We start from the raw sequence: 25,378 nt of genomic DNA on the forward strand, positions 1-25,378 counted from the left end.
CGGCGACCGTATGCACGGCCGGCGTGGCGGCGACGGCCGGCGGCGCCGTGACGATGCAGTTTGCGCCGCACAGCGCGGCCGCGACGCACCGCGCGACCGCCTGCGCCGGGCGCGCTCGCCACCTCATTCGACGGTCACCGATTTCGCGAGGTTGCGCGGCTTGTCGACGTCGGCGCCGCGCGCGCAGCCGACGTGATACGCGAGCAGTTGCAGCGGGATCACGTTGACGATCGGCGACAGCAGGTCGCTCGATTCGCGCACGCGGATCAGGTGCGTGTCGCGGTCGGCGTCGATGTCGAGTGCGCTGCCCGCCAGCACGTAGAGCCGCCCGCCGCGCGCGCGCACCTCGGCCATGTTGGACTTCAGCTTCTGGAACAGGCGGTCGTCCGGCGCGATCGTGACGACCGGCATCGCGCTCGTGACGAGCGCGAGCGGGCCGTGCTTCAGTTCGCCGGCCGCGTAGCCTTCGGCGTGGATGTACGACACCTCCTTGAGCTTCAGTGCGCCTTCCAGCGCGATCGGAAAATGAATGCCGCGCCCGAGGAACAGCGCGTTTTCGGTACGCGCGAACTTCGCGGCCCAGCCCATGATCTGCGTTTCGAGCGCGAGCGCGTGGCCGATGCGCTCGGGCAGCGCACGCAACTGCTTCAGGTGCAGCGCGACCTGCGCCGCGTCGAGCCGGCCGCGCAGCTGCGCGAGCGTCAGCGTCAGCACGAACAGCGCGACGAGCTGCGTCGTGAACGCCTTGGTCGACGCGACGCCGAGCTCGATGCCGGCCCGTGTCAGGAACCGCAGCGGCGCGTTGCGCGCGATCGTGCTGGTCGCCACGTTGCAGATCGCCATCGACAGTTCCTGGCCCATGTCGCGCGCACGCTCGATCGCGCCGATCGTGTCGGCGGTTTCGCCCGATTGCGAAATGCCGACGACGAGCGTGCGCGGATCGGCCACCGTGTCGCGGTAGCGGAACTCGCTGGCGATCTCGACCTGGGCAGGCACGCCCGCGATCGACTCGAGCCAGTATTTCGCGGTCAGGCCCGCGTAGTAGCTGGTGCCGCAGCCGAGCAGCAGCACGCTCCTGACTCTCGACAGTCGCGCGCGTGCGCCGTCGGTCGCGTCGAACAGCGCCGGCGAGATCGTGTCGATGCCGTCGAGCGTGTTGTCGATCGCCTTCGGCTGCTCGAAGATCTCCTTCTGCATGAAGTGCTGGTACGGGCCGAGCGCGGCGTCGCCTTCGCGCGCCTTCACCTGGCACAGCGGGCGCTGGGCGTCGTGCCCGCCCGAGTCGACCACGGCGATGCGCTCCGGCGTGATCAGCGCGACGTCGCCGTCCTCCAGGTAAACGAAGCGGTCGGTCAGGTCGCCGAGCGCCGCGCAATCCGACGCGAGGTAGTTCTGTTCGGCACCGATGCCGATCACGAGCGGCGAGCCCGCGCGCGCGGCGACGAGGCGCTGCGGCTCGCGCGCGCTGAGCACGGCGATCGCGTATGCGCCGTGCAGGCGCTTCACCGCGCGCACGACCGCGTCGAACAGGTCGTCGCGATAGAGGCTGTGGATCAGGTGCGCGATCACCTCGGTGTCGGTCTGGCCGCGAAACGTGTAGCCGCGCTCGCGCAGCTCCGCGCGCAGCGCGTCGTGGTTCTCGATGATGCCGTTGTGCACGACCGCGATCGTGTCGCCGGACATGATCGGATGCGCGTTCATTTCCGACGGTGCGCCGTGTGTCGCCCAGCGCGTATGCGCGATGCAGGTCTGCGCCTCGAGGCCCAGCGTCAGCACGCGGGCCTGCAGGTCGGTCACGCGCCGCAGCGTGCGCTCGCTGCGCAGGCGGCCGTCGTCCTGCACGGCGATGCCGCACGAATCGTAGCCGCGATACTCGAGCCGGCTCAGCGCATTGACCAGTTGCGGCACCTGATTGTTCAGGCCGCTTGCTCCGACGATTCCGCACATGATTCACCTCGTCCGCAAAAACAGCAAAAGGTTGCCGGCCTGCCGGCACAGCGCGGCAGTGCGGCTTCAGGAGTGGCGCCGCGCGGCACCGATGCGGTCCCGTGCGCGGCGCGGCTCCGCTGACCTACTCGCGGGGCGGCGGCCCCGCGTGGGCGACCCATTCGATGCCTGAAATCGAGCCGTTCGCGTCGTGCGACGCGACGAGAATGCGCGTCGTGCGGCGCGCGCCGCGCCGACGGGCGCTGGCCAGCACGGTCGGCGGCACCGAGCGCACCTTTGCGCTGGCCGAACGCCGCAGCATCTTCGACACGCGCAGCCGGAAGGCCAGCGGATGCACGACGCGCCCGGCGATCAGCCACATGACGATGGTGCCCGCGATGATCGCGATGCTGGTCGCGTAGAACACCATCTGTTCGATCGGCATCTCGGCCGGGTTGAACGGCAGCAGGTAGCGATACGTATAGATGCAGATCGACGCCCATACGGCGCCCACCAGCGCGGGCCGCACGAGACGGAACCAGACGACCTGCGCGAGCCCGGCGACGCGGCCGCGTTCGGCGATCATTTCGCGCGGCGTGCGCAGGGAGAGGTCAATAATCGGCGCGTTCTTCATGTTGAATGCCTCGGTCGGGGCTGACCCACACGGCCCGCTTGCCGCGGCGCCGCAGCACGACGGCCGGCAGGGCGACGACGGTAGTGATCATGCTGATCAGCCAGAAAGCAACGGGGTACCAGATGGTGTCCAGGAAGTACATCAGGAGTTTTTCGTCATACTGACGATCGATCATGCTGCCGATGATCAGTTGCAGGATGCAGGTCGCAACCAGCAACATCCCGTGCCAGTGCGGCACGACCGATACGTGCCAGCTCAGCGGCAGCGGATGGACGACGTTCACCAGCGCGAGCAGCAGGATGAACGACATCGAATAGGCCCACGCGATGCCGATCAGGTACTCGGCGAACAGCGGCCACATCATCATCTGCGTCGGCCGCGCGAGCGTGCCCGCGTATTTCAGCAGCACCTGGATGCCGCCTTTCGACCAGCGCAGCCGCTGCCGGTAGAGCCCCATCAGCGTCTCGGGCATCAGGATCCAGCTGAGCGCGTGCGGCTCGTATACGACGCGCCAGTCGCGGCATTGCAGCTTCCAGCTGATGTCGATGTCCTCGGTCAGCATGTCCGAGCTCCAGTAGCCGACGTCGGCGAGCGCGGTCTTGCGGAACATCGTGACGACGCCCGACACCGTGAAGATGCGGCCGTACACCTGCTGCGTGCGCTTGATCAGCCCGACGATCGACGAGAATTCGCCGACCTGCATGCGGCCGAGCAGCGACGTGCGCGTGCGGATGCGCGGGTTGCCGGTCACGGCGCCGACGCCCGGGTCGGTCAGGAAGTGCTCGAGCATCCAGCCGATCGCATCGTGCGCGAGTAGCGAATCGCCGTCGATGCACAGCAGGTATTCCGCGTTCGATACCGCGGCCGCGGTCGTGAGCCCGACCGCCTTGCCTTCGTTGCGCGCGTGATGGATCACGAGCAGCCGCGGGATCTCGACGGCCAGCTCGTTGAGGATCTCGCCGGTGCGATCCCGGCTGCCGTCGTTGACCGCGATGATGTCGTAGTTCGGATACTGCATCCCGTCCAGGTGTCGGATCACGCTGTGCGCGTTCGCGGCTTCGTTGAAGCAGGGCACGACGATCGAGATCTTCGGGATGCCGCTCGCCGCGATCGTGCGCGTCGACAGCACGCGCCCTTCCTCGAGCAGGAAGTAATGGACGACACCGCCGATCATCCACAGATACGACATGAAGAACGGGTAGTAGAAGACGAAATCCTGCAGGCGCTGGATGATGCTGTGGCTGGTCATGGCGTCTTCGTCCCCTGTGTCTTCTGCATCTGCATCAGCGCGTTGATCGAGGTCGGATCGAGGCGCGACTTCAGCGACATCACGTCGCGCATCGTGTCGAGATCCGGCTGGTTGTTCAGGAAGTTGTCCGGGTAGTAGCCGAAGTTCACCGCGCCCTTGCTGCGCAGGCGCCGCATCTGCGCGAGCAGCGCGATGCCGCCGATGTCCTCGTGCGCGTGCCAGTCGTACGACTGCAGTTCGAACACGGTGCGCCTGGTGCCGAGCTGTTTCGCGCGGACGGCGTCGACGAGCTGGTCCATCCAGCGCTCGGGGTCCTGCGCCTGTTCCATGTACGGCATCGCCATCAGCGCGACGAAGTCGTAGGTGGCGAGGAAATCGTCGTAGTTCTGCGCGAACCACGCTTCCGATTCCGGCTTCAGCACCGGCAGCGCGAAGATGTTGCGCGCCGTCAGCACGTCGCCGGCGTTCTGGTTCGCGAGCACGATCTGTTCCAGCTGGCGCGTCAGGTCGATCAGGTAGCGGCTTTTCTGCCGCGTCCAGCGCTTCATCAGGTCGGGTGTCGCGCGGATCTTGCCGATGTCGGCCGGCAGGCCCCATTGCGCATACGTGCTCAGCGCGTGCCGGCCGGCGTCCTCGTAATCGTCGAGCACGGCGTCGTCGCTGAACAGGATGCCGCTGAACGACGCGTACTTGCCGAGATCCTCGTAGATCTGCTCGATGAACAGCCGCGCTTCGGGGTCGAACGGGCTCAGGCGGTACACGCGCGAGCCGTTCTCGCGCGCCGGCGCGCCGCCGTAGGCGCTGACGGCCTCGAGGCCGCGATGCTGGTCCGCCCGCGGCCGGAACGCGAGCACCGGCATCCACGCATACACCTGCACGTTCGAGCGCGTGCTGAGCTGCCAGGCGGCGCGCGAGAACAGGTCGCCGCGCATCGGCAGGTGCCGGTTCGGGAAATACAGCGATTCCGCGACACCCGTGCCCTTCGGGTCGGCGAATGCCTGCAGGTACACCGATTTCGGCTGCATCCGGTAGATGCGCTCGATCAGCTTGCCGAGATTCGCTTCCTGGCGCGCCGGATCGGGATCGTAGACCTGGTCGAGATCGACCTGCACGACGCGCTCGGGAATGTCGACGTCGCCGCGGTTGGAGGCCGGCTCGCGCATCGACCGCTCGAACCCGCCGATGTCGACGTCGTACATCATCAGGATCCGCCGCAACCGGTCGAGCGGCACGTCCGGCGTATTCGGGCCGGCATCGAGGCTGAACTGGACGTCCATGCCGAGCGACGTCGAGATCTTGCGCACGGGCTGGTTTTCCGCGCCGTATGGCCAGACCATCGAGCGTGCGACGATGCCGGTGCGTTCACGGATCTGCCGCACGCACGTCTGCAGGTCGTCGTGCACGCGCGCTTCGAATTCGGCGTCGGTTTCATAGCGTTTCTGGTCCTGCAGGTAGAGGTGCGACGTGGTCGCCGGCAATTCGTTGCCTTGCGGATTCGCGACCGCGCCGTGATGAAGGTTGTGCGTGTGGCAGCCGAGCTCAACGAATTCCGACTGGCCGACCTTCTTCACCTGGTCCCACGTCATGAAGTAGTCGCGCGGCATCTGGATCTTGTCGCTGATCCTGATCGGCGTATCCAGCGGCGCGTCGATCCAGGCGGTGACGATGCCCATCACGGCCGGATACTTGAAGCGCTCGAGCAGCGGCAGGACTTTCGTGTAGTGGCTGCTGTAGCCGTCGTCGAACGTGAGCAACACCGCGCGCGGCGGCAGCGGCTTGCCGCCGTGCCGCGACGCTTCGATCTGCTTGACCGTGATGGTGTGATAGTTGTTGGTCTGCAGCCACGAGAAGATGGCCGTCAGCGTGCCGGTGTCGACCGCGTACGGATCGACCATCGTCGACGACGAGAACGTCGCGAGCAGGTTGTCGCGCACGTCATGCAGGCAGATCACGCGGAACGTCTTGCCGTCGACCGGATCGGACGGCGGCAGCAGGTCGATCATCCTGGCGTTCGCCACGCCGGGGAACAACGAACAGGCCGCAAACGTACCGAGGCATCCGCACATGAAGGTCCGTCTGGATTGCATTGTGCGATCTCCTTGCTAGAACGGCAGGTTGACCGACAGGAAGCCGGTTTCGGAGCGCTCGCGCTGGCCGTCGTACGCATGACTGCTGATTTCGACGCCGTAGGTCAGCGTGATGTCGTGCTTGAACGTCCACGCGTGCTCGAGGCGCGCGGTCCACAGCGGGCTCGTGCCGAAGCCGCGCTCGTTGTACACACCGCCTGACGCCGACAGGCGCTGCTGCAGCGACATGTCGCCCTTCTTCCACAGCGTCAGCTGGTGCATGACGGTCGCCGCGGCCGCATAGTCGCGGCCCGGGTTGAAGTAGGGGGCGTCCTGGCGCGTGTTGCTGTCGGTGCCGAGGTCCAGCGACACGTTGACGAGCTGGTTCGCGGACGTGTACACGCGCTGCGTGCCCGTCGCGGAAATCTCCTGGTGCAGGTTCGAATCGCTGTAGCGGCTCACGCCGTAGCTCAGCTTGACTTCGCGGCGGTCGCTCTGCCGATACACGATCGAGACGTTCGCGGAGCGGCCCCAGATGTGCGCGGCATACGCCTTCCACGGCAGCGAGTTGTCGTTGGTGTCGAGCCCGGCGCCGACCGTCCAGTAGTCGTTCAGCGCGTACGCGATCGACCCGCGGCCGCCGGTTCGGCCGTCCGAGCCGAACGAGCGCGTGACTTCGCCCAGCACGGTGAGCGGCCCGTGCCGGTAGTCGCCGCCGACGCCCGTGCGCGTGCGGCTGACGCTGCCGCCGTCGGTCTGGGCATGGCCGAAGAACGTATGCGAGAAGACACGCCAGTTGTCGCCGAACGGTTGGGAATACACATAGCTGTCCGACGTGAAGCTGTTGTCGGCCAGTGCGCTGTTGCCGTGCTCGAAGCTCAGGTCGGTCGTGAACACGGGGCTGCGGTACGCCTTGTAGTCGCGCTTGAACCCGCGCACGGCGCCGCTGTCCGGGAACGTGTTGCCCAGGGTCTGGTCGACGTTCCTCGCGCTCGCGTAATCGTCCGCCGTAAGCGATGCGCGGCCGAGCCCCGCGAGCATCTCGACGCTGTCCGGGTGGTCGGTCAGCGACGCACGATACATCGCGATCGCCTGGCGCGGATGCGACTGGCCCGAGACGGCGTCGGCGTGCGCGGCGCGGACTTCCGCGTTGAACGGCACTTCCTTCTCGAGCTTTTCCAGCGAGGCGATCCCTTCGTCCACCCGGCCCGTATAGATCAGGTATTGCGCGCGCAGCCGGTAGTAGCGCAGGTAGTCGTCGTTTTCCGGCCCCCAGGTGCGCACGTCCTTGGCCGGCGGCAGCGATTTGCCCATGTCCTCGAGCACCTGGTTCGCATCGGCCGCGCGTCCCTGGTCGACGTACGACCAGAACAGCCCCTCGCGCAATTCGATCGGGCGCGTGCGTGCGCCGTACTGGAAGCCGCGCGTCGCGATGTCGGCCTGCGGCGCGGTCGCCTGCTTCAGCGCGCGCTGGTATACCGCGTTGGCCTTGCCCGGTTCGCTCAGGTACAGGTACGCATCGCCGACGGCCGCCAGTGCGTCGATCGAGATCTCCGCGTCCGGCGGAATCGTCTCGAACGTCGCGACGGCCTGCTTCATCTCGCCGCGTGCCGCCAGCGCTACCGTCCGGTCGCCGGCGAGCGCCGTCCTGACCGGCGAATACTCGGGCGTGGACGGCATCCGCTTGTCGAGGTCGTTCGCGGCGGCGAGCGCGCTGTCGATCCCGTCGAAGCGGTCGGGGCTCGTCATCGAGCGCGACTTGTCGCGTCCGCCGCGCACCTGCTGGCGGATCGACAGTTCCTCGAGCCGCGCGAGATCGACCGCGGAGAACACGTCGGGGCGCGCTTTCGCTTCCTCCAGCGCCTTGACCGCGCCGCCGCTCGACGCGAGACCGAACACGTCGTTGCGGACCGTGGCCGGATCGGCGGTGCGGAGGTCGGGTATCTGCGCGTTCGGCGCCTGGGCTTCGGGTACCTGGGAGGCGGGCGGCTGCGCGTCGGGGGCCTGTGCATTCTGCGCCGGCATGCCGGGTGTCGACGGGCTCGACGTCGGCGCCCCGGGCGTTTGCGAACCGGGCTGCGGATCGGGCTGTGAAGCGGCAGGCGTTGACGCGTCGGGCATCTGCGCACTCGATGCCTGCGCGATCAGCGTCCGCGCATTCGGCGGTTGCGCATCCGGCGCGGGCGAACCCTGTGCCGACGCGTCGGGCGGCCCCCGATCCGGTGCGCCGGCGGACCCGGCGATTTCACTGATGCGGCCCGACTCCGTATCGCCTTCGGCGGAGAAGCAGGGGCCGGACGCGACGAGCAGCAATACCAGCGGCGCATGCAGGAGGATCCGCCGGTTGGACGGAGCGACGGCCGTGCAGGATTGTTGATGATTGTTGGCCACGAGGTGTCCTCCTTTCGAAACGATCACATCGGTGACACGCGTGACGACGCACGTCGTCGCGTGTCGCGCGGCCGGGCTGCGCGTGCCCGGCAATGCGGCGCCGGCTCACAGCCGGTTACGGATCGCCTGGCCGAGCAACGCACGCGATTCGCTGTTCGTCGGGTCGATCGCGAGCGCCCGGCTCGCGTTTTGCTCGACACAGTTCCATTCGTCGATCACCGCGCACGAGCGCGCCTTCGCCAGCGCACGCGCGCTTTCCAGCTCCGCGTGCGTGACACTCGCCGTCTGCATGCGCGTGGGGGCGGTGCGGTACGTCCGGGGTTTGGGCGCGAAGTCCATCCGCTTGTCCGTGCCTGCCAGCGTGTCCGCATGCGGCGGCCGATGCGTGACGCCGTGCCGCGTGGCGGCGCGACCGGAGGCGGTTGCCTGCTGCGTACCGGCCGCGAGTGTCACGGGTGGCGCATGCGACGGCCGCCGGTGCGTCGCGACGGCGCGGGAAGCGGGGCGCAGCGCGGTTTCCGGTGCGACCGCGAGCGTGGCGGGCGGCACGCTCGATATCGAGGGTGCTGCCGACGCCGACGCCGACGCTGCCCGCCATCGCGGCGCGGGCGGTGTGGCCTGCGCGCGTGTCGACGCCGGCACGGGCGCGACGGATGTGCCGGACGACGCGCTCGCGCGGGAGGCCAGGGTCACGATCGCGTTGCGATACTTCCCGACCGCGGTTCCGATTGCGCCGGAAATGTCGTGCGCCACGCTCGGGTGGCCGACTGTCGTGTCTCGTTCGGCATACGCGAAGAGGCCGAAGATCGTGGCAAACGCGACGAAGCTGAGTGCTGCATTCTTTCCCGGGCCCCAGGAGGGTTTCGGCTGGGGGGCGGGCGAGCGGTCCGGTCGTTCGGCAGGAAGCATGCAATGCTCCTCGATTCGATGCGCGGCGGTGAATGGCGTGATCGGGGCGGGGTCAGGCGGGACTTACCATCGCAACTGCGTGGTGAGTGCCCCCGTTTCCACGATCGCGAACTGGGTGGCTCCCCGGTACGTCCCCTCGATCCGGTAACTGGCGTCGGGCACGCTGAACAGGCAGCGCGACCCGGACGCGTTGAATTCGACGAGCACGCGCCCGTGGCGCCGCAGGCGCACCTGCACATTCGCAAGCGGCTGCCCGGTGCCGGCCGAAGCAAACGACACGCCCAGGTTGTACGGCCGGCCGTCGGGAGGCAGCGGCGCCGTGCCGTCGATCTGCGCGTCGCCGCAGATATACGAGATCACGTAGCGTCCGTCGCCCGGACCCGACGCAGGCGTCTGGGCCGTTGCATTCATGCAGAGCGCGGAGAGGGCGGCACTCAGGAAAGGGCGAGCGTGCTGTCGAATCGAGGAAGGCATTGCAACCTCCGTTCCGGAATCAATGACGAGTATTTATTTCGAGTCAAATCTGCCAGCGTTCTTTTTGCGACACGCTATTGATACACGATGGATTACGAACCAACAATCGCGTGTGGCCCGAATGGGGCGGCGGTGAATTATCCTATTTACATAGGATAAGGACGGATTTGTTTGACTCTCTTAATACTGAGGAAAGTCGATATTGCCGAATATGAATATTGCTATTCGGTAGCGATGATCCAGCACGCATTGAATCACGTCTGTTGTATCGACATTCGTGCCGAAAAATAACGACTGATAAAAGAAATGTTTGCGGCTGTGTTTGCGGCGAATCGAGGTCGATTCGGGTACAGGTCGAGCGAAATAAAAGGGCGGCGTGACGCTGCTGGTATTTTAGATTGTTGCGGCTGAATCGAAACTTTTAATTAGTTCTGTAACAGGTTATTTCTGTCCTGATAATAAGACGGAATATATCCGGGCATCGTGCCGGATGTAAAAAAATCAAGTCGTGAATTGCAAACGTTTGCGATTCCACTGATAACGATTACCGGTCTGTCGCGTTATTTTTCGGGCGGCGGCGGGATCGCAGTTTGCTATTGGAAAAGCGGGTCGCGTTCGACGGGAAGCGACGCGGATACATGCGCGCACCGCGTGGTTGAAATTCGCGGTTGCGTTCGCGTCGTCGCCGGACACGACGCGAACGCGAACGCAATCACCATCGCGAAGATCAGCGGCCGGCGCCCGCGCTGCGCCGCGCGATCCGCGTCGCCGGCGCGGATGCCTGTTCGTCCGCGGCGACGGCACCTTCGACCGCTGCGCGCGGCCGGTTCATGATGTATGTCCACAGTTGCTCGGCCGCGAGCCCGCGCTTGCGGGCCGACCGATACAGGCGGATCTCGAGTTCGGTGATCCAGTCGCCGGAACCCGCGCATACGAGCGTGCCTTCCGCGAGCTCCTTCGCAACACAGCTTTCCGGCAGCCAGCCGATCCCGTGCCCGGCCACGACCATGCCCTTCAACGCCTCGGACATGTGCGTCTCGAAGCACCGGTGCACCACGTACGGTTCGGTTGCGTTCAGCAGCAGCATCTCGACGATGTTGCCGAGGAACGCGCCCGACGAATACGCGAGCAGCGGCAGCGGTGCGTCGGGTGTGCCCGGCAGCTGGAACACGGGCTTGCCGCGCGCATCGGGCGTCGATACGGGCAGGATCCGTTCGACGCCGAGGCTGACGAACGGGAAGTGGTTCGGGTCGAGCACGATCGGCAACTGCGGATGGTGATAGCCGAGCAGCAGGTCGCATTCACCTTCGACGAGCTGCTGCACGCCTTCCGGCACGTTCACCGCGTTCACGCGCGCGGTCACGTGGCCGACTTCGCCGTTGAGCTGCTTGAGCCATTCGGGGAACAGCGTGAAGACGAGCGTATGCGCGACCGCGAAACGCACGACCTGATCGCTGGCCGCGAACTGGTCGTAGCCGTTCACGAGATTGCGCGCCGCATACATGCTGCGCAGGATGTCCGCGGCGAGCCCGCGGAACATCTGGCCGGCCGGCGTCAGCGTGATCGGGTTGATGCTCCGGTCGACCAGCTTCGCGTCCATCCAGGTTTCGAGTGCGGCAATTCGTCTGCTGAATGCCGACTGCGTGAGGTGCCGGTGACGTGCGGCCCGGGAAAAACTCTTGGTATCCGCAAGGCTCAGGAAATCTTCCAGCCACTTTGCTTCCATTTCGATCTTCGCTTTTTATAGTCGGGCGCCTGAAGGGCGGCACCCCGTGCTGCACCAATTTTCTAGCGTACCGCGCCTCGCGTGGGTCGGCCCGATGTTTTTTTTCGATCGGTGTCAGTCGAAATATGCATGGGCGTTGTCGGCGGGATTACGGCTGCATAGCGTTGAGGTGCCGGATCCGGCTAACCGGACAGTTCACAGCATCGAACTGCCGGCGCGCCGCAGACGGTACTTCCCCCCAGGGCCGGTTGCGCCGTGTGCGTGCCGGCCCGCCTCCATTGTGGCGGCCCGGTGCCGGGTCGCGCCGTTTTTTGTGCAGTGCAGATTGCACATTCGTGACACGCGGGGGAACTATGTTCGGAAGTCGCGGCGCAGCATCGGCCGTGCGCGCCTGCGACGCACCGTCGTCGCACGTCGCGCCGGGCGCTGCACCACCGTGGTGCGCAATGTCGGCCGGGCGTGCCTGGCACGGCGCAAAAAGGGGGGATTATCGAGGGAGCCCGCAAGGCACGTTCCTTGCAACGCAGTCGTTACGCCGGTCCGGCATGCGCAATGCCGGGGAAACGATCGATGGAGAAAAAGATCGATGAAGCCATTCGATGAAATGCTGCAATCCGGCGACATGGTAAGGGCGCCTTACGCGCGCCTGAAGCAGTGGCTCGACACGCAGAATCCCGCGAGCCTCGCCCAGAAAGCCCACGACGCGGAAGGCGTGTTCCGCAAGACGGGCATCACGTTCGCCGTCTACGGCGACGCGGAGGCCGCCGAGCGGCTGATTCCGTTCGACATCGTCCCGCGCATCATCTCGGGCACGGAATGGAGCCGGCTGTCGCTCGGCATCGAGCAGCGCGTGATGGCGCTCAACGCCTTCCTCGACGACATCTACCATCGTCAGGAAATCGTGCGCGCCGGTATCGTGCCGAAGCACCTGATCGCGCACAACGAAGCGTTCATCCCGGAGATGATCGACTTCCGGCCCCCCGGCAACGTTTACACGCACATCATCGGCGTCGACATCGTGCGCACCGGCGAAAACGAGTTCTACGTGCTGGAAGACAACGCGCGCACGCCGTCCGGCGTGTCGTACATGCTGGAAAACCGCGAGACGATGATGCAGCTCTTCCCGGAGCTGTTCCAGCAGGTGAAGGTGCGCCCGGTCGAAACCTATCCGCAGATGCTGCGCCAGTCGCTCGCGGCCGTATGCCCGCCGGGCGGCAACGCCGACAACCCGACCGTCGCCGTGCTCACGCCGGGCATCCACAACTCCGCGTACTACGAACATTCGTTCCTCGCCGACCAGATGGGCGTGCATCTCGTCGAAGGCAGCGACCTGCAGGTGATCGACGGCCGCGTCGCGATGCGCACGACCGAAGGTTTCCAGCCGATCGACGTGCTGTACCGCCGCGTCGACGACGCGTTCCTCGATCCGCTCACGTTCCGCCCCGATTCGGTGCTCGGCGTCGCGGGGATCATGGACGTCTACCGCGCGGGCAACATCACGATCGCGAACGCGCCCGGCACGGGCATCGCCGACGACAAGGCGATCTACTCGTACATGCCGGAGATCGTCGAGTTCTACACGGGCCGCAAGGCGCTGCTGGAGAACGTGCCGACCTGGCGCTGCGGCGAGGCCGACAGCCTGAAGTACGTGCTCGACCATCTCGACGAACTGGTCGTGAAGGAAGTGCACGGCTCGGGCGGCTACGGGATGCTGGTCGGGCCGTGCGCGTCGAAGGCCGAGCTCGAGGCGTTCGCCGCGAAGCTGCGCGCGCGCCCCGCGAACTACATCGCGCAACCGACGCTCGCGCTGTCCACGACGCCGATCCTGACCGACGCCGGCCTGGCGCCGCGCCACGTCGACCTGCGGCCGTTCGTGCTGGTGTCGGACCGGATCCGCATCACCCCGGGCGGGCTCACGCGGGTCGCGCTGAAGGAGGGATCGCTCGTCGTCAACTCGAGCCAGGGCGGCGGCACCAAGGACACCTGGGTGCTGGCCGACTGAGCCGGATGCTACTGCGCGCGCCGGAGCCGGCGCGCGAACCGAACGAAGACGGAGTGGACACGAGATGCTTCTGGGACGTACTGCAAGCGGTCTCTACTGGATGTACCGCTATATCGAGCGCGCGGAGAACATCGCGCGCATCGTCGATGCCGGGCTGCGGATGGCGCTCACGCGCACGTCCGACGCGCCGGCCGAATGGTCGTCGGTGCTCGTCAGCTCGGGCACGGATGAAGGTTACCGGCAGAAATACGACGCGTATGCGGCCGATACCGTGACCGACTACCTGCTGCGCGACCGCGACAACCCGTCGAGCGTGTTGTCGTGCATCGAGGCGGCGCGCTCGAATGCGCGGATGGTGCGCACGGCGCTTACGCGCGAGGCATGGGAGAGCGTGAACGGCGCTTGGCTCGCGCTGCGCCGCGCGCTCGCGCAGCCGGTGCCGGAAAGCGAGCTGCCGGCCGTGCTCGACCAGGTGAAGCGCGAAACCGCGCTGATCCTCGGCAGCTTCTACAGCACGATGCTGCGCAACGAGATCTTCGATTTCGCGCAGATCGGCGCGTTCGTCGAGCGCGCCGACAACACCGCGCGCATCATCGACGTGAAATACCACCTGCTGCTGCCGTCGGTGTCGCACGTCGGCACGATCCTCGACAACTACCAGTGGGAGACGATCCTGCGCTGCGTCGCCGCGCACCGTTCGTACCGCTGGGTGTACGACGTGCAGTACAAGCCGATGAACATCGCCGACTACCTGATCCTGAACGGCCGCATGCCGCGTTCGCTGCGTTATTGCTACGGGCGCGTCGTGTCGAGCCTGAACCTGCTCGCAAAGGATTACGGCGTGACACACCCGTGTCACGACACGGCCACGAAGATCCTGCAGATGCTGTCCGATACGTCGGTCGAGCGGATCTTCAAGAGCGGCCTGCACGAATTCCTGACCGACTTCATCGGCCGCAACAACAGCCTCGGGATCGAAATCGCCCAGGCTTACAACTTCGACTGAGACTTGCCATGCGACTCGCCATTCGACACATCTCGCGTTATCAGTTCGACGATCAAGCCACCCATGCGCTGCAACGGCTGCGGCTGCGCCCGCAATCAGGCCCCGGGCAGACGGTGCGCGCATGGCAGGTCACGATCGACGGCGTCGAGCCGTCGCTGTCCTATGCCGACGGGCTCGGCAACCGCATCGACCTCGTGCGGCACGAGCGCGGCGCGAAGGCCGAGATCGTCGTCATCGCGGCCGGCGTCGTCGAGACGCAGGACCGCGCCGGCATTCTCGGCAATCCCGAAGGCTATGCGCCGCCGTGGATCTTCGAGCGCGAGACCGCGCTCACGAAGGCCGGCGACACCGTGCGCGAGCTCACGGAAGCGCTGCCCATCGACCCGCGCGGCCTCGACGCATTGCACTGGCTGATGACGGAAGTGCATGACCGCATCGCGTATGCGCCGAACCTGGCCGCCGACGCGCCCGTCGACGCGGAAACCGCGCTGCAAAGCGGCGAGGGCACGAGCCGAGACCATGCGCATGCGTTCATCGCGGCCGCACGCGTGCTGAAGATTCCCGCCCGCTATATCTCGGGCTACGTGCTGGCGGACAGCGCGATGCAGCGCATCGCCGACGCGAAGCAGAACCTGGGTGACGACGAGGCGGAAGAAGCGCTCGCGCTGCAGAGCGGCGAGGGCATGCAGCAGGTGCTCGGCGCGTCGCACGCCGCGCAATCGCAGGGGCTGCCGCAGCCGTCGCTCGGTGCGCAGCCGCAAGCGGCCGGGCTGATGCAGCAGCCGGCCGGCCATGCGTGGGCCGAGGCCTATGTCGAAGGGCTCGGCTGGGTCGGGTTCGATCCGTTCATGAATCGCTGCCCGGACGAGCGCTACGTGCGCATCGCGGTCGGCCTCGACTTTCGCGACGCGCAGCCGGTGACGGGGCTCGGCGCGACGGCCGTCGGCGTGGAGATCAGCGTCGTGCAGACACCCGAGCTCGTCTGACCCGACGCGCGCTTTCGCCGAATCCGCCAGGCCGGGCCGCCGCGTCGCGTTGAACGCGACGCGGCGCGCGGCCGGCCCAACCCGAACCGAGCTCCCATGTCCATCCACGTCGCGCTGCATCACACCACCCGCTATCGCTACGACCGGCTCGTCAACCTCGGCCCGCAGGTCGTGCGGCTGCGGCCCGCGCCGCACTGCCGGACGCCGATCCTCGCGTATTCGATGACGGTCGAGCCCGCGCAGCACTTCATCAACTGGCAGCAGGACCCGTTCTCGAACTATCTCGCGCGGCTCGTGTTTCCGGAGCGCACCGAGCACTTCGAGATCACGATCGATCTCGTCGCCGAGATGTCGGTGTACAACCCGTTCGACTTCTTTCTGGAGGCGAGCGCGGAGCAATTCCCGTTCAGCTATGACGATGCGCTGAAGACCGAACTCGCGCCGTATCTCGTGTGCGACCCGCAGACGAGCGCGGCGCCGCTGTTCCGCGCGTACGTCGAAGGCGTCGATCGCACGCCGGCCGGCACCGTGAACTTCCTCGTCGCGCTGAACCAGGAGCTGCAACGCGACATCGGTTATCTCGTGCGGATGGAGCCGGGCGTGCAGACGCCCGAGCAGACGCTCGAGCTGGCGTCCGGCTCGTGCCGCGACAGCGCGTGGCTGCTCGTGCAGCTGTGCCGCCATCTCGGCATCGCCGCGCGTTTCGTGTCGGGCTACCTGATCCAGCTCACGCCCGACGTGAAGTCGCTCGACGGCCCGAGCGGCACGTCGGTCGACTTCACCGACCTCCACGCATGGTGCGAGGTGTACCTGCCGGGCGCCGGCTGGATCGGCTTCGACCCGACCTCGGGCCTGCTCGCGGGCGAGGGCCACATTCCGCTGGCCTGCACGCCGCAGCCGACGAGCGCCGCGCCGGTCGAGGGGCTGATCGACGAGTGCGAGGTGTCGTTCGAGCACGAGATGACCGTGACGCGCGTGTACGAATCGCCGCGCGTGACGAAGCCGTATACGGATTCGCAATGGGACGCCGTGCTGACGCTCGGTTCGCAGGTCGACGGCGCACTCGCGGCTGGCGACGTGCGGCTCACCCAGGGCGGCGAGCCGACCTTCGTGTCGATCGACGATCGCGACGGTGCCGAGTGGAACACCGACGCGCTCGGCCCGACCAAGCGCGGTTACGCGACCGAACTCGTGCAGCGGCTGCGCGCCGAGTACGGCGACGGCGGCTTCCTGCATTTCGGGCAGGGCAAGTGGTATCCGGGCGAGCAGCTGCCGCGCTGGGCGCTGTCGATCTTCTGGCGTGCCGACGGCCAGCCCGTGTGGCACGACCCGTCGCTGTTCGCCGACGAGCGCGAGCCGTCCGCGTATACGACCGACGACGCGAAGCGCTTCATCGATGCGCTGGCCGCGCGGCTGAACCTGACCGGCGAATTCATCCGGCCCGGCTACGAGGACGTCTGGTACTACCTGTGGCGCGAGCGCCGGCTGCCGGTCAACGTCGACCCGTTCGACTCGCGCCTCGACGACGAGCTCGAACGCGCGCGGCTGCGCAAGGTGTTCGAGCAGCAGCTCGACAGCGTGGTCGGCTACGTGCTGCCGGTCAAGCGCGTGGACACGGCGCCGGGCCTCGACGGGCCGCGCTGGCAGACGGGGCCGTGGTTCTTCCGCGACGAGCGGATGTACCTCGTGCCCGGCGATTCGCCGATGGGTTATCGGCTGCCGCTCGATTCGCTGCCGTGGGCCAGCCGTGCCGACTATCCGTATCTCGTCGAGCGCGATCCGTTCGCGCCGCGCGACGCGCTGCCGGAAGCCGCCGCGATCCGCGCGCGCTACGCGGGGCCCGCCGATGCGCCGCGCTACCTGTCCGGCGTGCATCGCGAGGCGTCCGCGCATACCGTGATGCAGTGGCGCGACGACGGTACGGCCGGGAACGGTCGGCCTGCCGCGCGCGACCCGGGTCGCGTACCCGAGCGCTTCGAATCGGCCGCGTGGATCACGCGTACCGCGCTGTGCGTCGAAGTGCGCAACGGCATCCTGTACCTGTTCATGCCGCCGCTTGCCGCGCTCGAGGATTATCTCGACCTGCTCGGCGCGATCGAGCTGACCGCGCACGCGCTGGGCGTGAAGCTCGTGCTCGAAGGCTATCCGCCGCCGCGCGACGCGCGGCTGAAGCTGCTGCAGGTCACGCCCGATCCCGGCGTGATCGAGGTGAACATCCATCCGGCCGCCAACTTCGACGAGCTCGTCGACCACACCGAATTCCTGTACGACGCCGCGTGGCAGTCGCGGCTGTGCAGCGAGAAATTCATGGTCGACGGCCGCCACGTCGGCACCGGCGGCGGCAACCACTTCGTGCTCGGCGGCGCGACGCCGGCCGACAGCCCGTTCCTGCGCCGCCCGGACCTGCTCGCGAGCCTGATCGCGTACTGGCACAACCATCCGTCGCTGTCCTACCTGTTCTCCGGGCTGTTCATCGGGCCGACCAGCCAGGCGCCGCGCGTCGACGAGGCGCGCAACGACCAGCTCTACGAGCTCGACATCGCGTTCGCCGAGATCCAGCGCAACAAGCTGCTGTTCGGGCAGGACATGCCGCCTTGGCTGGTCGACCGCGTGCTGCGCAACCTGCTGATCGACGTGACAGGCAACACGCACCGCAGCGAATTCTGTATCGACAAGCTGTATTCGCCCGACTCGTCGACCGGCCGGCTCGGCCTGCTCGAACTGCGTGCGTTCGAGATGCCGCCGCATGCGCGGATGAGCATCGTGCAGCAATTGCTGCTGCGCGCGCTGGTCGCGCGTTTCTGGGCCGCGCCGTACACGACGCCGCTCACGCGCTGGGGCACCGCGCTGCACGACCGCTTCATGCTGCCCGAGTTTCTTCAGATGGATTTCGACGACGTGCTGGCCGAACTGCGCGACGCCGGTTTCGCGTTCGATCCGGCGTGGTTCGCGCCGCACTTCGAATTCCGCTTCCCGCTGTTCGGCCAGATCGCGGTGAACGGCATGCAGCTGTCGCTGCGCGGCGCGCTGGAACCGTGGCACGTGATGGGCGAGGAGGGGGCGCCCGGCGGCACGGTGCGCTACGTCGATTCGTCGGTCGAACGGCTCGAAGTGCGCGTGACGGGGCTGAACGACAACCGCCACGTCGTGACCGTCAACGGCCGCGCGTTGCCGCTGCAGCCTACCGGCACCGTCGGCGAATACGTCGCGGGCGTGCGCTACAAGGCGTGGTCGCCGCCGTCTGCGCTGCATCCGACCATCGGCGTGCACGCGCCGCTCACGTTCGACATCGTCGATACGTGGCTGCAGCGCTCGCTCGGCGGTTGCCGCTACCACGTCGCGCATCCGGGCGGACGCAACTACGCGACGTTCCCGGTCAATGCCTATGAAGCGGAGAGCCGCCGGCTCGCACGCTTCGTCGAGATGGGGCATACGCCGGGGCGGATGGAGGTCGCGTCCGCCGCGCCGAGCCGCGAGTTCCCGTTCACGCTCGATTTGCGGCGGCCGTGACCGGACGATGACGAGGCGGACGACGAGGCGCGGTGGGCGGTCTCCCGGCGAATGGGGTGATGGCCGCCCCGCCGGAATGCTAGGATGCGGGCAGATCGCGGCCACGCGCCGCAGCAGCCTGCCGCTGGTGCGGCCGTGCGCATGCCCGGTTGCACCCTGAAGACGGAACGACACCGTGCCGCCCATAAACATCGACCATCTCGCCGCCCTCGACGCGATGCCCACGCTTTTCGATACCGGCGCGCAGCCGGATGCCGCGGAACTGGCCGCCGCGCTCGCGGCGCCGGCGGCCGCCGGCCGCTACGACGAACTGCGTGGCAGCGCGGCCGGCCTGAACGCGCCTGCGCTCGCGCCCGCGTGGCGCAGTTTCTTCACATCGATCGGCAGCGACGGCGTGGCCGACCTCGATCGCCGCGCCGACGCGCTGCACCGGCGCATGCGCGAGAACGGCCTGTTCTACCAGCTGCACGAGCAGCGTGCCGGCGACGGCGCGGCCGGCCCGTGGTCGCTCGACCTGCTGCCGCTGATCGTCACGCCCGAGGATTGGGTCGCGATCGAGCGCGGCGTGCTGCAGCGCGTGCGGCTGCTCAACGCGACGCTGGCCGACCTGTACGGGCCGCAGACGATCCTCGAGCGCGGGCTGCTGCCGCCCGCGCTCGTCACCGGGCACCCCGGCTACCTGCGCGCGATGCGCGGCGCGAGCGTGCCGGGCGACACCTGGCTGCACGTGGTCGCGTTCGATCTCGCGCGTGGCCCGGACGGGCAGTGGCGGATCGTCGCGCAGCACACGCAGGGCGCGGCCGGCCTCGGCTACCTGCTCGAAAACCGGCTGATCGTGTCGCGGCTCTTTCCGCGCGGGTTTCGCGGGCTGCGCGTGCAGCGGCTCGCGTCCGCGTACCGCGCGCTGCTGCAGAGCATGCAGGCGCTCAGCCCGGCCCGCAAGAACTCGCGGATCGTGCTGCTGACGCCGGGGCCGCACAGCGCTACGTATTTCGAGCACGCGTATCTCGCGCGTTACCTCGGCCTCACGCTCGTCGAGGGCGGCGACCTGACCGCGCGAGACAACCGCGTATTCCTGAAGACGCTGAGCGGCCTCGAACCCGTGCACGGCATCCTGCGGCGTGTCGACGACGCCTGGCTCGATCCGCTCGAGCTGCGGCCCGATTCGATGCTCGGCGTGCCGGGGCTGCTGCAGGCCGTGCGCGCGGGCAACGTGCTGCTCGCGAACGCGCCGGGCTCGGGCTTCCTCGAATCGCCGGCGATGCTCGGCTTCATGCCGCGTCTCGCGGAAGGGCTGCTCGGCGAAACGCTGACGCTGCCGGCCGTGCATTCGTGGTGGTGCGGCGAGGCGGCCGCGTGCGACGACGCGTTGCCGCAACTCGCGCGCGCCATCGTGAAGGCATCCTATCCACCCGAGGTGCAGCCCGGCGGCCCGCTCGAGCCGGTGATCGGCGCGCGGCTCACGCAGGCGCAGCTGGCCGAGTGGCGCGCGCGGATCCTCGCGCGGCCCGAACACTACACGGTGCAGGCCGACCTGCCGCTGTCGCAGGCGCCGACCTGGCCGCGTCAGGACGCGCCCGACGGCCACGGCGGCGCGCGCATCGTGCCGAAGCCGGTGCTGCTGCGCGTCTTCGCGCTCGCCGACGGTGCGCAGCGCTGGCGGCTCCTGCCGGGCGGGCTGTCCCGGGTCGGCACGCGCGACACGCTGTTCAATGCGCCGATGCCGCGCGGCGGCAGCACCGTCGATACATGGGTGATGACCGAAGGCATTGTCGATTCGACGACGCTGCTGCAGACGCATCTCGGCCCCGACGACCTCGTCGAACGGCCGCGCGCGATCGCGAGCCGCGCGGCCGAGAACCTGTTCTGGCTGGGCCGTTACACCGAGCGCGCGACCAACCTGATGCGGCTCGCGCGCGCGGCGCTCGAACGGCTGCGCGGCGAGGACGACGTCGACAGCCCCGCGCACCTGGAGCTGCTCGACACGCTGTGCCGCGACACGGGCCTGATCGCGGCCGATGCACCGAACGCCGTCGATGCGCCGCGTGCGTTCCAGCATGCGCTCGCGACGTCGCTCACGCGCGGCGCGGATCGCACGTCGGGCATTGCGTCGTGCCTGTTCGGGATGCGTGGCGCGGCTGCCGCGATTCGCGAACGCCTGTCGAGCGACCAGTGGCGCCTGATCGACGATGCGACCCAGCTGTTCGCGGACAGCGCGGGCCAGCCGGAAGCCGAGGAGCAGATCGGCAACGACGCGCTGCAGTTGCTGGAGCGCCTCGGCCTGCTGCTCGGCGCGATCACGGGCGCGCAGACCGACAACATGACGCGCGACGACGGCTGGCGGCTGCTGTCGATCGGCCGGCAGATCGACCGGCTGGACTTCCTGTGCAGCGTGCTGAAGTGCGCGTTCGACGAAGGCGCGGTGCACCGGCAGGACGGCTTCGAGCTTGTGCTGGAGCTGTTTGACAGCACGATCACGTTCCGTTCGCGTTTCCAGCGCGGCTTCGATGTCGCGCCGCTGCTGTCGCTCGTCGTGCTCGATACCGACAATCCGCGCTCGCTCGGCTGGGTCGTGCAGGCGCTGCGGGGCCGGCTGACGAAGGTCGAGCGCAGCGAAGGTTATGCGCTGTCCGAACTGGCCGAGACGGTTCCGGACGTGCCCGCGTGGTCGCTGCACGAGCTGTGCGAAACCACCGACGGTGGCCGGCACGGCAAGCTGCTCGAAGCGCTCGACACGACGGCGAAGGCGGTCTGGGAACTGTCGAACCGGATCGGCGAGCGCTATTTCAGCCACGTACGCGAGGCGGGCAGGACGTTATGGTGACGACGAAGGGCGCGGGGAAAGCGCCACCCGGTTCCGGCGATGCACGGAACGCATCGGCATCGGCATCGGCCGCTAAAGCAACGACCGCCGAGGTCGCGCCGGGCCGGTTGCTGCGCGTCACGCACGACACCGAATACCGTTACGCGGCGCGCGTCGAATCGGCGCAGCACCAGGCACGGCTGCAACCGCTCGCGACGCCGCGCCAGCAAGTGCTGTCGTTCGCGCTCGACATCGATCCCGCGCCGGAATCGGTCTGTACCGAGATCGATGCATTCGGCAACGCGCGCGCATCGTTTGCGTTGAACCTGCCACATGACGCGCTGCTCGTGCGCAGCCGCAGCACGGTACGCGTGACGCCGCCCGTGTGGTCGCGCGGTGCGCGCGGCGCGCCACCGCCCGCCATCGCGCATCCCGACGCGAAACAGGCGACTGCGTGGGAAGCCGTGCGCGACCGCCTGCGGTTTCGCGCAGGGCAGCCTTACGATGCCGCGAGCGAATTCGTGTTCACGTCGCCGCATGTCGCGTGCGACGCCGAACTCGCCGCGTATGCGGCCGCGAGCTTCACGCCGCAACGGCCGCTCGTGCAGGCTGCCTGGGACCTGATGCGGCGCGTGCATGCCGATTTCGCCTATACGCCGAACAGCACCGACATCACGACGTCGGCGCTCGATGCGCTGCGCTTGCGCAAGGGCGTGTGCCAGGATTTCGCGCATGTGATGATCGGCGCGCTGCGCTCGCTCGGGCTGGCCGCGCGTTACGTGAGCGGCTACCTGCTGACGCAGCCGCCCCCCGGGCAGCCGCGGCTGATCGGCGCCGATGCGTCGCATGCGTGGGTCGAGGTGTACGACCCGGCATGGCCCGAGGACAACGGCTGGCTGCAGCTCGATCCGACCAACGATCGCGCGCCGGGCGACGACTACGTGATGCTGTCGATCGGCCGCGACTACGCGGACGTGACGCCGCTGCGCGGTGTGATCCGCGGCGGTGGTGCGGATCAGGAGCTGAAGGTCGGTGTGACGGTGGAGCCGCTCGACACGCCGTAATGTCGCCCGATGCCGCGTGCCCGCGCGCATGGCGGCTTAAGTCTTCGTTAATACTGCACGCCTAGCATGGCCATGCCGGCGAACGGATCTTGGTTGATTCGGGCGCCGGCGGCACGCGCGGGTGCGTCGGCGTCACGGCGCCGCACCGTCGCGTAGCGCCATTCCCTTGCAACGGCGGCGGATCATGATCAAGACTTTCGACTACACGCTCGGCAGCGAGACGATTGCGCTTTGTGCGAGCTTCGGCGCGGGGCCGGCGTGGCGCCGCGTGCTCGTGAGCCGTGCGGATTCGATGGAGACGCTGGTGGTGCTCGACGCGCGCGGCCTGTCGGGCTTGCTGAAGGTGGCGACCGAAGCGCCGGAGGGGCTGCTCGACGACGCGATCCGCAAGGTCGGCGACGAGCAGCTCGTCGAGCGGGCGATCAGCGGCAGGGCGATCGTCGAAACCGCACTGTGAACCCCCGGGCAGGATCAAGCTGCTGACGGCACATCCCGGCGGCTTGCGGCGATCGTCGGCAACCGGCGGAGATCATCGCGCGAGAAAGTCGAGAAGGACGGACGCAAGCTGTTCCGGCTGCTCTTCGGCGGGATAGTGGCCGGAGTCGCGCAGCACGATCCCGTGCACATCGGACGCGACCTGCGCCATGGTGGCCTTCGATCCTTCGCCGTACCCGAATTCGCATCCGATGGCGAGGACAGGCATGTCGAGTTTCTTCGTGCCGAACGTCTTGTTGTCGTCGAGATCCACGAACAGGGTGCGGTAGTAGCTGAAGCTCGCACGCAGGGCGCCGGGCTGCGTGAGCGCGGTCGCGTAGACGTCGATGTCCGCTTCGGTGATGGACTCGGGATCGACGGTGCCTACCGTGTCGCGCCGGATGAAGTGACGCACGAACAGTGCTTCACGGCCGCGCACCAGCTCTTCCGAAATATCCCCCGCCATGTTGAAGCCGAAGTGCCAGCTGCCGCCCGTGGCCACGTTCATCGCCTTTTCCTGGCCGAAGCCCGGCAAGCCGCTCTCGATGAACACGAACCGCTCCGTGAGTTGCGGATACAGCGCCGCGAACGCGTAGCCCACCTGGCCGCCCATGTCGTGTCCGACGATGCAGGCCTTTTCGATCTGCAGCGCATGCAGCAACGCGGCGATGTCGCCTGCGACGGTCTTCTTGTCATAGCCTGCCGCGGGCTTGCTGGAGTGGCCGAATCCGCGCAGGTCGGGGGCGATGACCATGCAGTGAGGCGAAAGCAACGGCACCAGCTTCCGCCACGCATACGACGTTTGCGGCCAGCCGTGCAGCAGCACGACGGCCCGGCCGGCTCCGGCCACTTTCGTGTGAATGCGCAAGCCGTTCACGCGGACGGCAAGCGACTTGACCGCAGGGAGGTCGAGACGCTCGGAACGGGGTTCGGTCGGGGTCAACGCCATGAATCAGCCTTCGAAGTGGAAAGAGTGGCCGGTGTGCGTGCCATCCGGCAAACCGCAGCGACTCGCGATGACGGAACGGCCTCCAACTTCTCGGCCGGCAGACATCCGGCCCGCGCAATGGTTGGAGGCTCGACGCGGATCAATCGGCGCGCGCGCGACGTTGCCCGATGGCGTGCCTTAGTCCGCGAACCGGTCCGTGGCCGCGATCAGCGCCTCCAGGATCCCCGGTTCGTTGTACGCATGCCCGGCGCCGGGCACGATCTCGAACGTCGCATCCGGCCAGGCCTTCGACAGCTCCCATGCGGTGCGAGCAGGCGTCGCGACGTCATAGCGGCCCTGCACGATCACGCCCGGAATGCCGGCGAGGCGATGCGCGTCACGCAGCAGCTGGCCTTCCTCGACGAAGCCCTGGTTCACGAAGTAATGATTCTCGATGCGCGCGAACGCGAGTGCGTAGTGGCCGTCCGCGAAGTGCGCGGCGAGTGCGGGGTCGGGCAGCAGCGTGATCGTGCGGCCTTCCCAGATGCTCCATGCGCGCGCGGCTTCGAGCTTCGCGGCTTCGTCGTTGCCGGTCAGCCGGCGATGGTAGGCGGCCACCAGGTCGCCGCGCTCCGCTTCCGGAATCGGTGCAAGGAAGGCTTCCCACAGGTCGGGGAACAGCCACGACGCGCCTTCCTGGTAGTACCACAGCACTTCCGCGCGGCGCATCGTGAAGATGCCGCGCACGACCAGAGCACTCACGCGCTCCGGGTGCGTTTCCGCATACGCGATCGACAGTGCGCTGCCCCACGAGCCGCCGAACACGAGCCACTTTTCCGCGCCGACCATCTCGCGCAGGCGCTCGATGTCGGCAACCAGATGCCACGTCGTGTTGTTCTCGAGGCTCGCATGCGGCGTCGAGCGCCCGCAGCCGCGCTGGTCGAACAGCAGGATGTCGTAGCGCTCCGGATCGAACAGGCGGCGATGGTCGGCGCTGCAGCCGGCGCCGGGGCCGCCGTGCAGGAACACGGCGGGCTTGCCGGCGGGGTTGCCGCAGCGCTCCCAGTAGATGCGGTGGCCGTCGCCGGTGTCGAGATGGCCGTGGGCGTAGGGTTCGATCGGTGGGTACATGGGAGGGGACCGTAAGGAAGGGTGGCAGGAATTATGCGCGAAATATTCTGCGGGTGATGCGGCATACCGGTCGTTTCGTCGTTTTGATGCGGTGCCGCG

General features: G+C 67.7%; 17 protein-coding genes. 7 read left to right on the top strand and 10 right to left on the bottom strand.

The features are described 5' to 3' along the window. Nucleotides 1-123: 123 nt before the first annotated feature. The 8 genes from glmS to DPV79_RS36615 all read right to left on the bottom strand — a co-directional run bounded on the left by glmS (nucleotide 124) and on the right by DPV79_RS36615 (nucleotide 11,375). Complete coding sequence (gene glmS / locus DPV79_RS36580; protein WP_113047711.1) at nucleotides 124-1,947, bottom strand: glutamine--fructose-6-phosphate transaminase (isomerizing); 1,824 nt, start codon at nucleotides 1,945-1,947, stop codon at nucleotides 124-126. A 124-nt stretch (nucleotides 1,948-2,071) separates the two neighbouring features. Beyond that, entirely contained in the window at nucleotides 2,072-2,560 is a 489-nt protein-coding gene (locus DPV79_RS36585) for a hypothetical protein (RefSeq protein WP_059683115.1), read from the bottom strand. Next, nucleotides 2,538-3,809: a poly-beta-1,6-N-acetyl-D-glucosamine synthase gene (pgaC, locus tag DPV79_RS36590; protein ID WP_113047712.1), complete on the bottom strand. Its 1,272-nt coding sequence runs from the start codon at nucleotides 3,807-3,809 to the stop codon at nucleotides 2,538-2,540. Before pgaC ends, DPV79_RS36585 begins: the two co-directional genes overlap by 23 nt. Further along, nucleotides 3,806-5,896, bottom strand: coding sequence for a poly-beta-1,6-N-acetyl-D-glucosamine N-deacetylase PgaB (gene pgaB / locus DPV79_RS36595; protein WP_113047713.1), 2,091 nt, complete (start codon nucleotides 5,894-5,896; stop codon nucleotides 3,806-3,808). Before pgaB ends, pgaC begins: the two co-directional genes overlap by 4 nt. 15 nt (nucleotides 5,897-5,911) lie before the next feature. Continuing rightward, nucleotides 5,912-8,266: a poly-beta-1,6 N-acetyl-D-glucosamine export porin PgaA gene (gene pgaA / locus DPV79_RS36600; protein ID WP_113047714.1), complete on the bottom strand. Its 2,355-nt coding sequence runs from the start codon at nucleotides 8,264-8,266 to the stop codon at nucleotides 5,912-5,914. 105 nt (nucleotides 8,267-8,371) lie between these two features. After that, entirely contained in the window at nucleotides 8,372-9,175 is an 804-nt protein-coding gene (locus DPV79_RS36605; RefSeq protein WP_113047715.1) for a hypothetical protein, read from the bottom strand. Between the two features lie 63 nt (nucleotides 9,176-9,238). After that, nucleotides 9,239-9,649, bottom strand: coding sequence for a hypothetical protein (locus DPV79_RS36610; protein ID WP_113047716.1), 411 nt, complete (start codon nucleotides 9,647-9,649; stop codon nucleotides 9,239-9,241). 727 nt (nucleotides 9,650-10,376) lie between these two features. Further along, complete coding sequence (locus DPV79_RS36615) at nucleotides 10,377-11,375, bottom strand: LysR substrate-binding domain-containing protein (protein WP_113047717.1); 999 nt, start codon at nucleotides 11,373-11,375, stop codon at nucleotides 10,377-10,379. 586 nt (nucleotides 11,376-11,961) lie between these two features. Between DPV79_RS36615 and DPV79_RS36625 the strand changes: the two genes are divergently transcribed. The 7 genes from DPV79_RS36625 to DPV79_RS36655 all read left to right on the top strand — a co-directional run bounded on the left by DPV79_RS36625 (nucleotide 11,962) and on the right by DPV79_RS36655 (nucleotide 23,203). After that, nucleotides 11,962-13,377, top strand: a complete 1,416-nt coding sequence (locus tag DPV79_RS36625; RefSeq protein WP_059683130.1) for a circularly permuted type 2 ATP-grasp protein — start codon at nucleotides 11,962-11,964, stop codon at nucleotides 13,375-13,377. Between the two features lie 64 nt (nucleotides 13,378-13,441). Continuing rightward, on the top strand, nucleotides 13,442-14,383 hold the full coding sequence (locus tag DPV79_RS36630; RefSeq protein WP_021162096.1) for an alpha-E domain-containing protein: 942 nt from the start codon (nucleotides 13,442-13,444) through the stop codon (nucleotides 14,381-14,383). A gap of 8 nt (nucleotides 14,384-14,391) precedes the next feature. Continuing rightward, complete coding sequence (locus tag DPV79_RS36635; RefSeq protein WP_113047718.1) at nucleotides 14,392-15,369, top strand: transglutaminase family protein; 978 nt, start codon at nucleotides 14,392-14,394, stop codon at nucleotides 15,367-15,369. Nucleotides 15,370-15,465: 96 nt separating this feature from the next. Then, the gene (locus DPV79_RS36640) at nucleotides 15,466-18,879 is read left to right on the top strand and encodes a transglutaminase family protein (protein ID WP_113047719.1); all 3,414 of its coding nucleotides are present in this window, start codon (nucleotides 15,466-15,468) and stop codon (nucleotides 18,877-18,879) included. 217 nt (nucleotides 18,880-19,096) lie between these two features. Continuing rightward, on the top strand, nucleotides 19,097-21,703 hold the full coding sequence (locus tag DPV79_RS36645) for a circularly permuted type 2 ATP-grasp protein (protein WP_048026059.1): 2,607 nt from the start codon (nucleotides 19,097-19,099) through the stop codon (nucleotides 21,701-21,703). Then, entirely contained in the window at nucleotides 21,697-22,746 is a 1,050-nt protein-coding gene (locus DPV79_RS36650) for a transglutaminase family protein (RefSeq protein WP_021162093.1), read from the top strand. Before DPV79_RS36645 ends, DPV79_RS36650 begins: the two co-directional genes overlap by 7 nt. A gap of 184 nt (nucleotides 22,747-22,930) precedes the next feature. Next, nucleotides 22,931-23,203 (top strand): hypothetical protein, encoded by a 273-nt coding sequence (locus tag DPV79_RS36655; RefSeq protein WP_027791308.1) that lies wholly within the window; start codon nucleotides 22,931-22,933, stop codon nucleotides 23,201-23,203. Nucleotides 23,204-23,275: 72 nt separating this feature from the next. On the opposite strand, the gene DPV79_RS36660 is transcribed toward DPV79_RS36655, so the two are convergent. Together DPV79_RS36660 and pip are read right to left on the bottom strand one after the other, a co-directional pair. Further along, complete coding sequence (locus DPV79_RS36660; protein ID WP_208866768.1) at nucleotides 23,276-24,163, bottom strand: alpha/beta fold hydrolase; 888 nt, start codon at nucleotides 24,161-24,163, stop codon at nucleotides 23,276-23,278. A gap of 183 nt (nucleotides 24,164-24,346) precedes the next feature. After that, nucleotides 24,347-25,279 (bottom strand): prolyl aminopeptidase, encoded by a 933-nt coding sequence (gene pip / locus DPV79_RS36665; RefSeq protein WP_113047721.1) that lies wholly within the window; start codon nucleotides 25,277-25,279, stop codon nucleotides 24,347-24,349. Between the last annotated feature and the right edge of the window lie 99 nt (nucleotides 25,280-25,378).

It is taken from the genome of Burkholderia reimsis, assembly GCF_003294055.1.
GTDB classification, from domain to species: Bacteria; Pseudomonadota; Gammaproteobacteria; order Burkholderiales; family Burkholderiaceae; genus Burkholderia; species Burkholderia cepacia.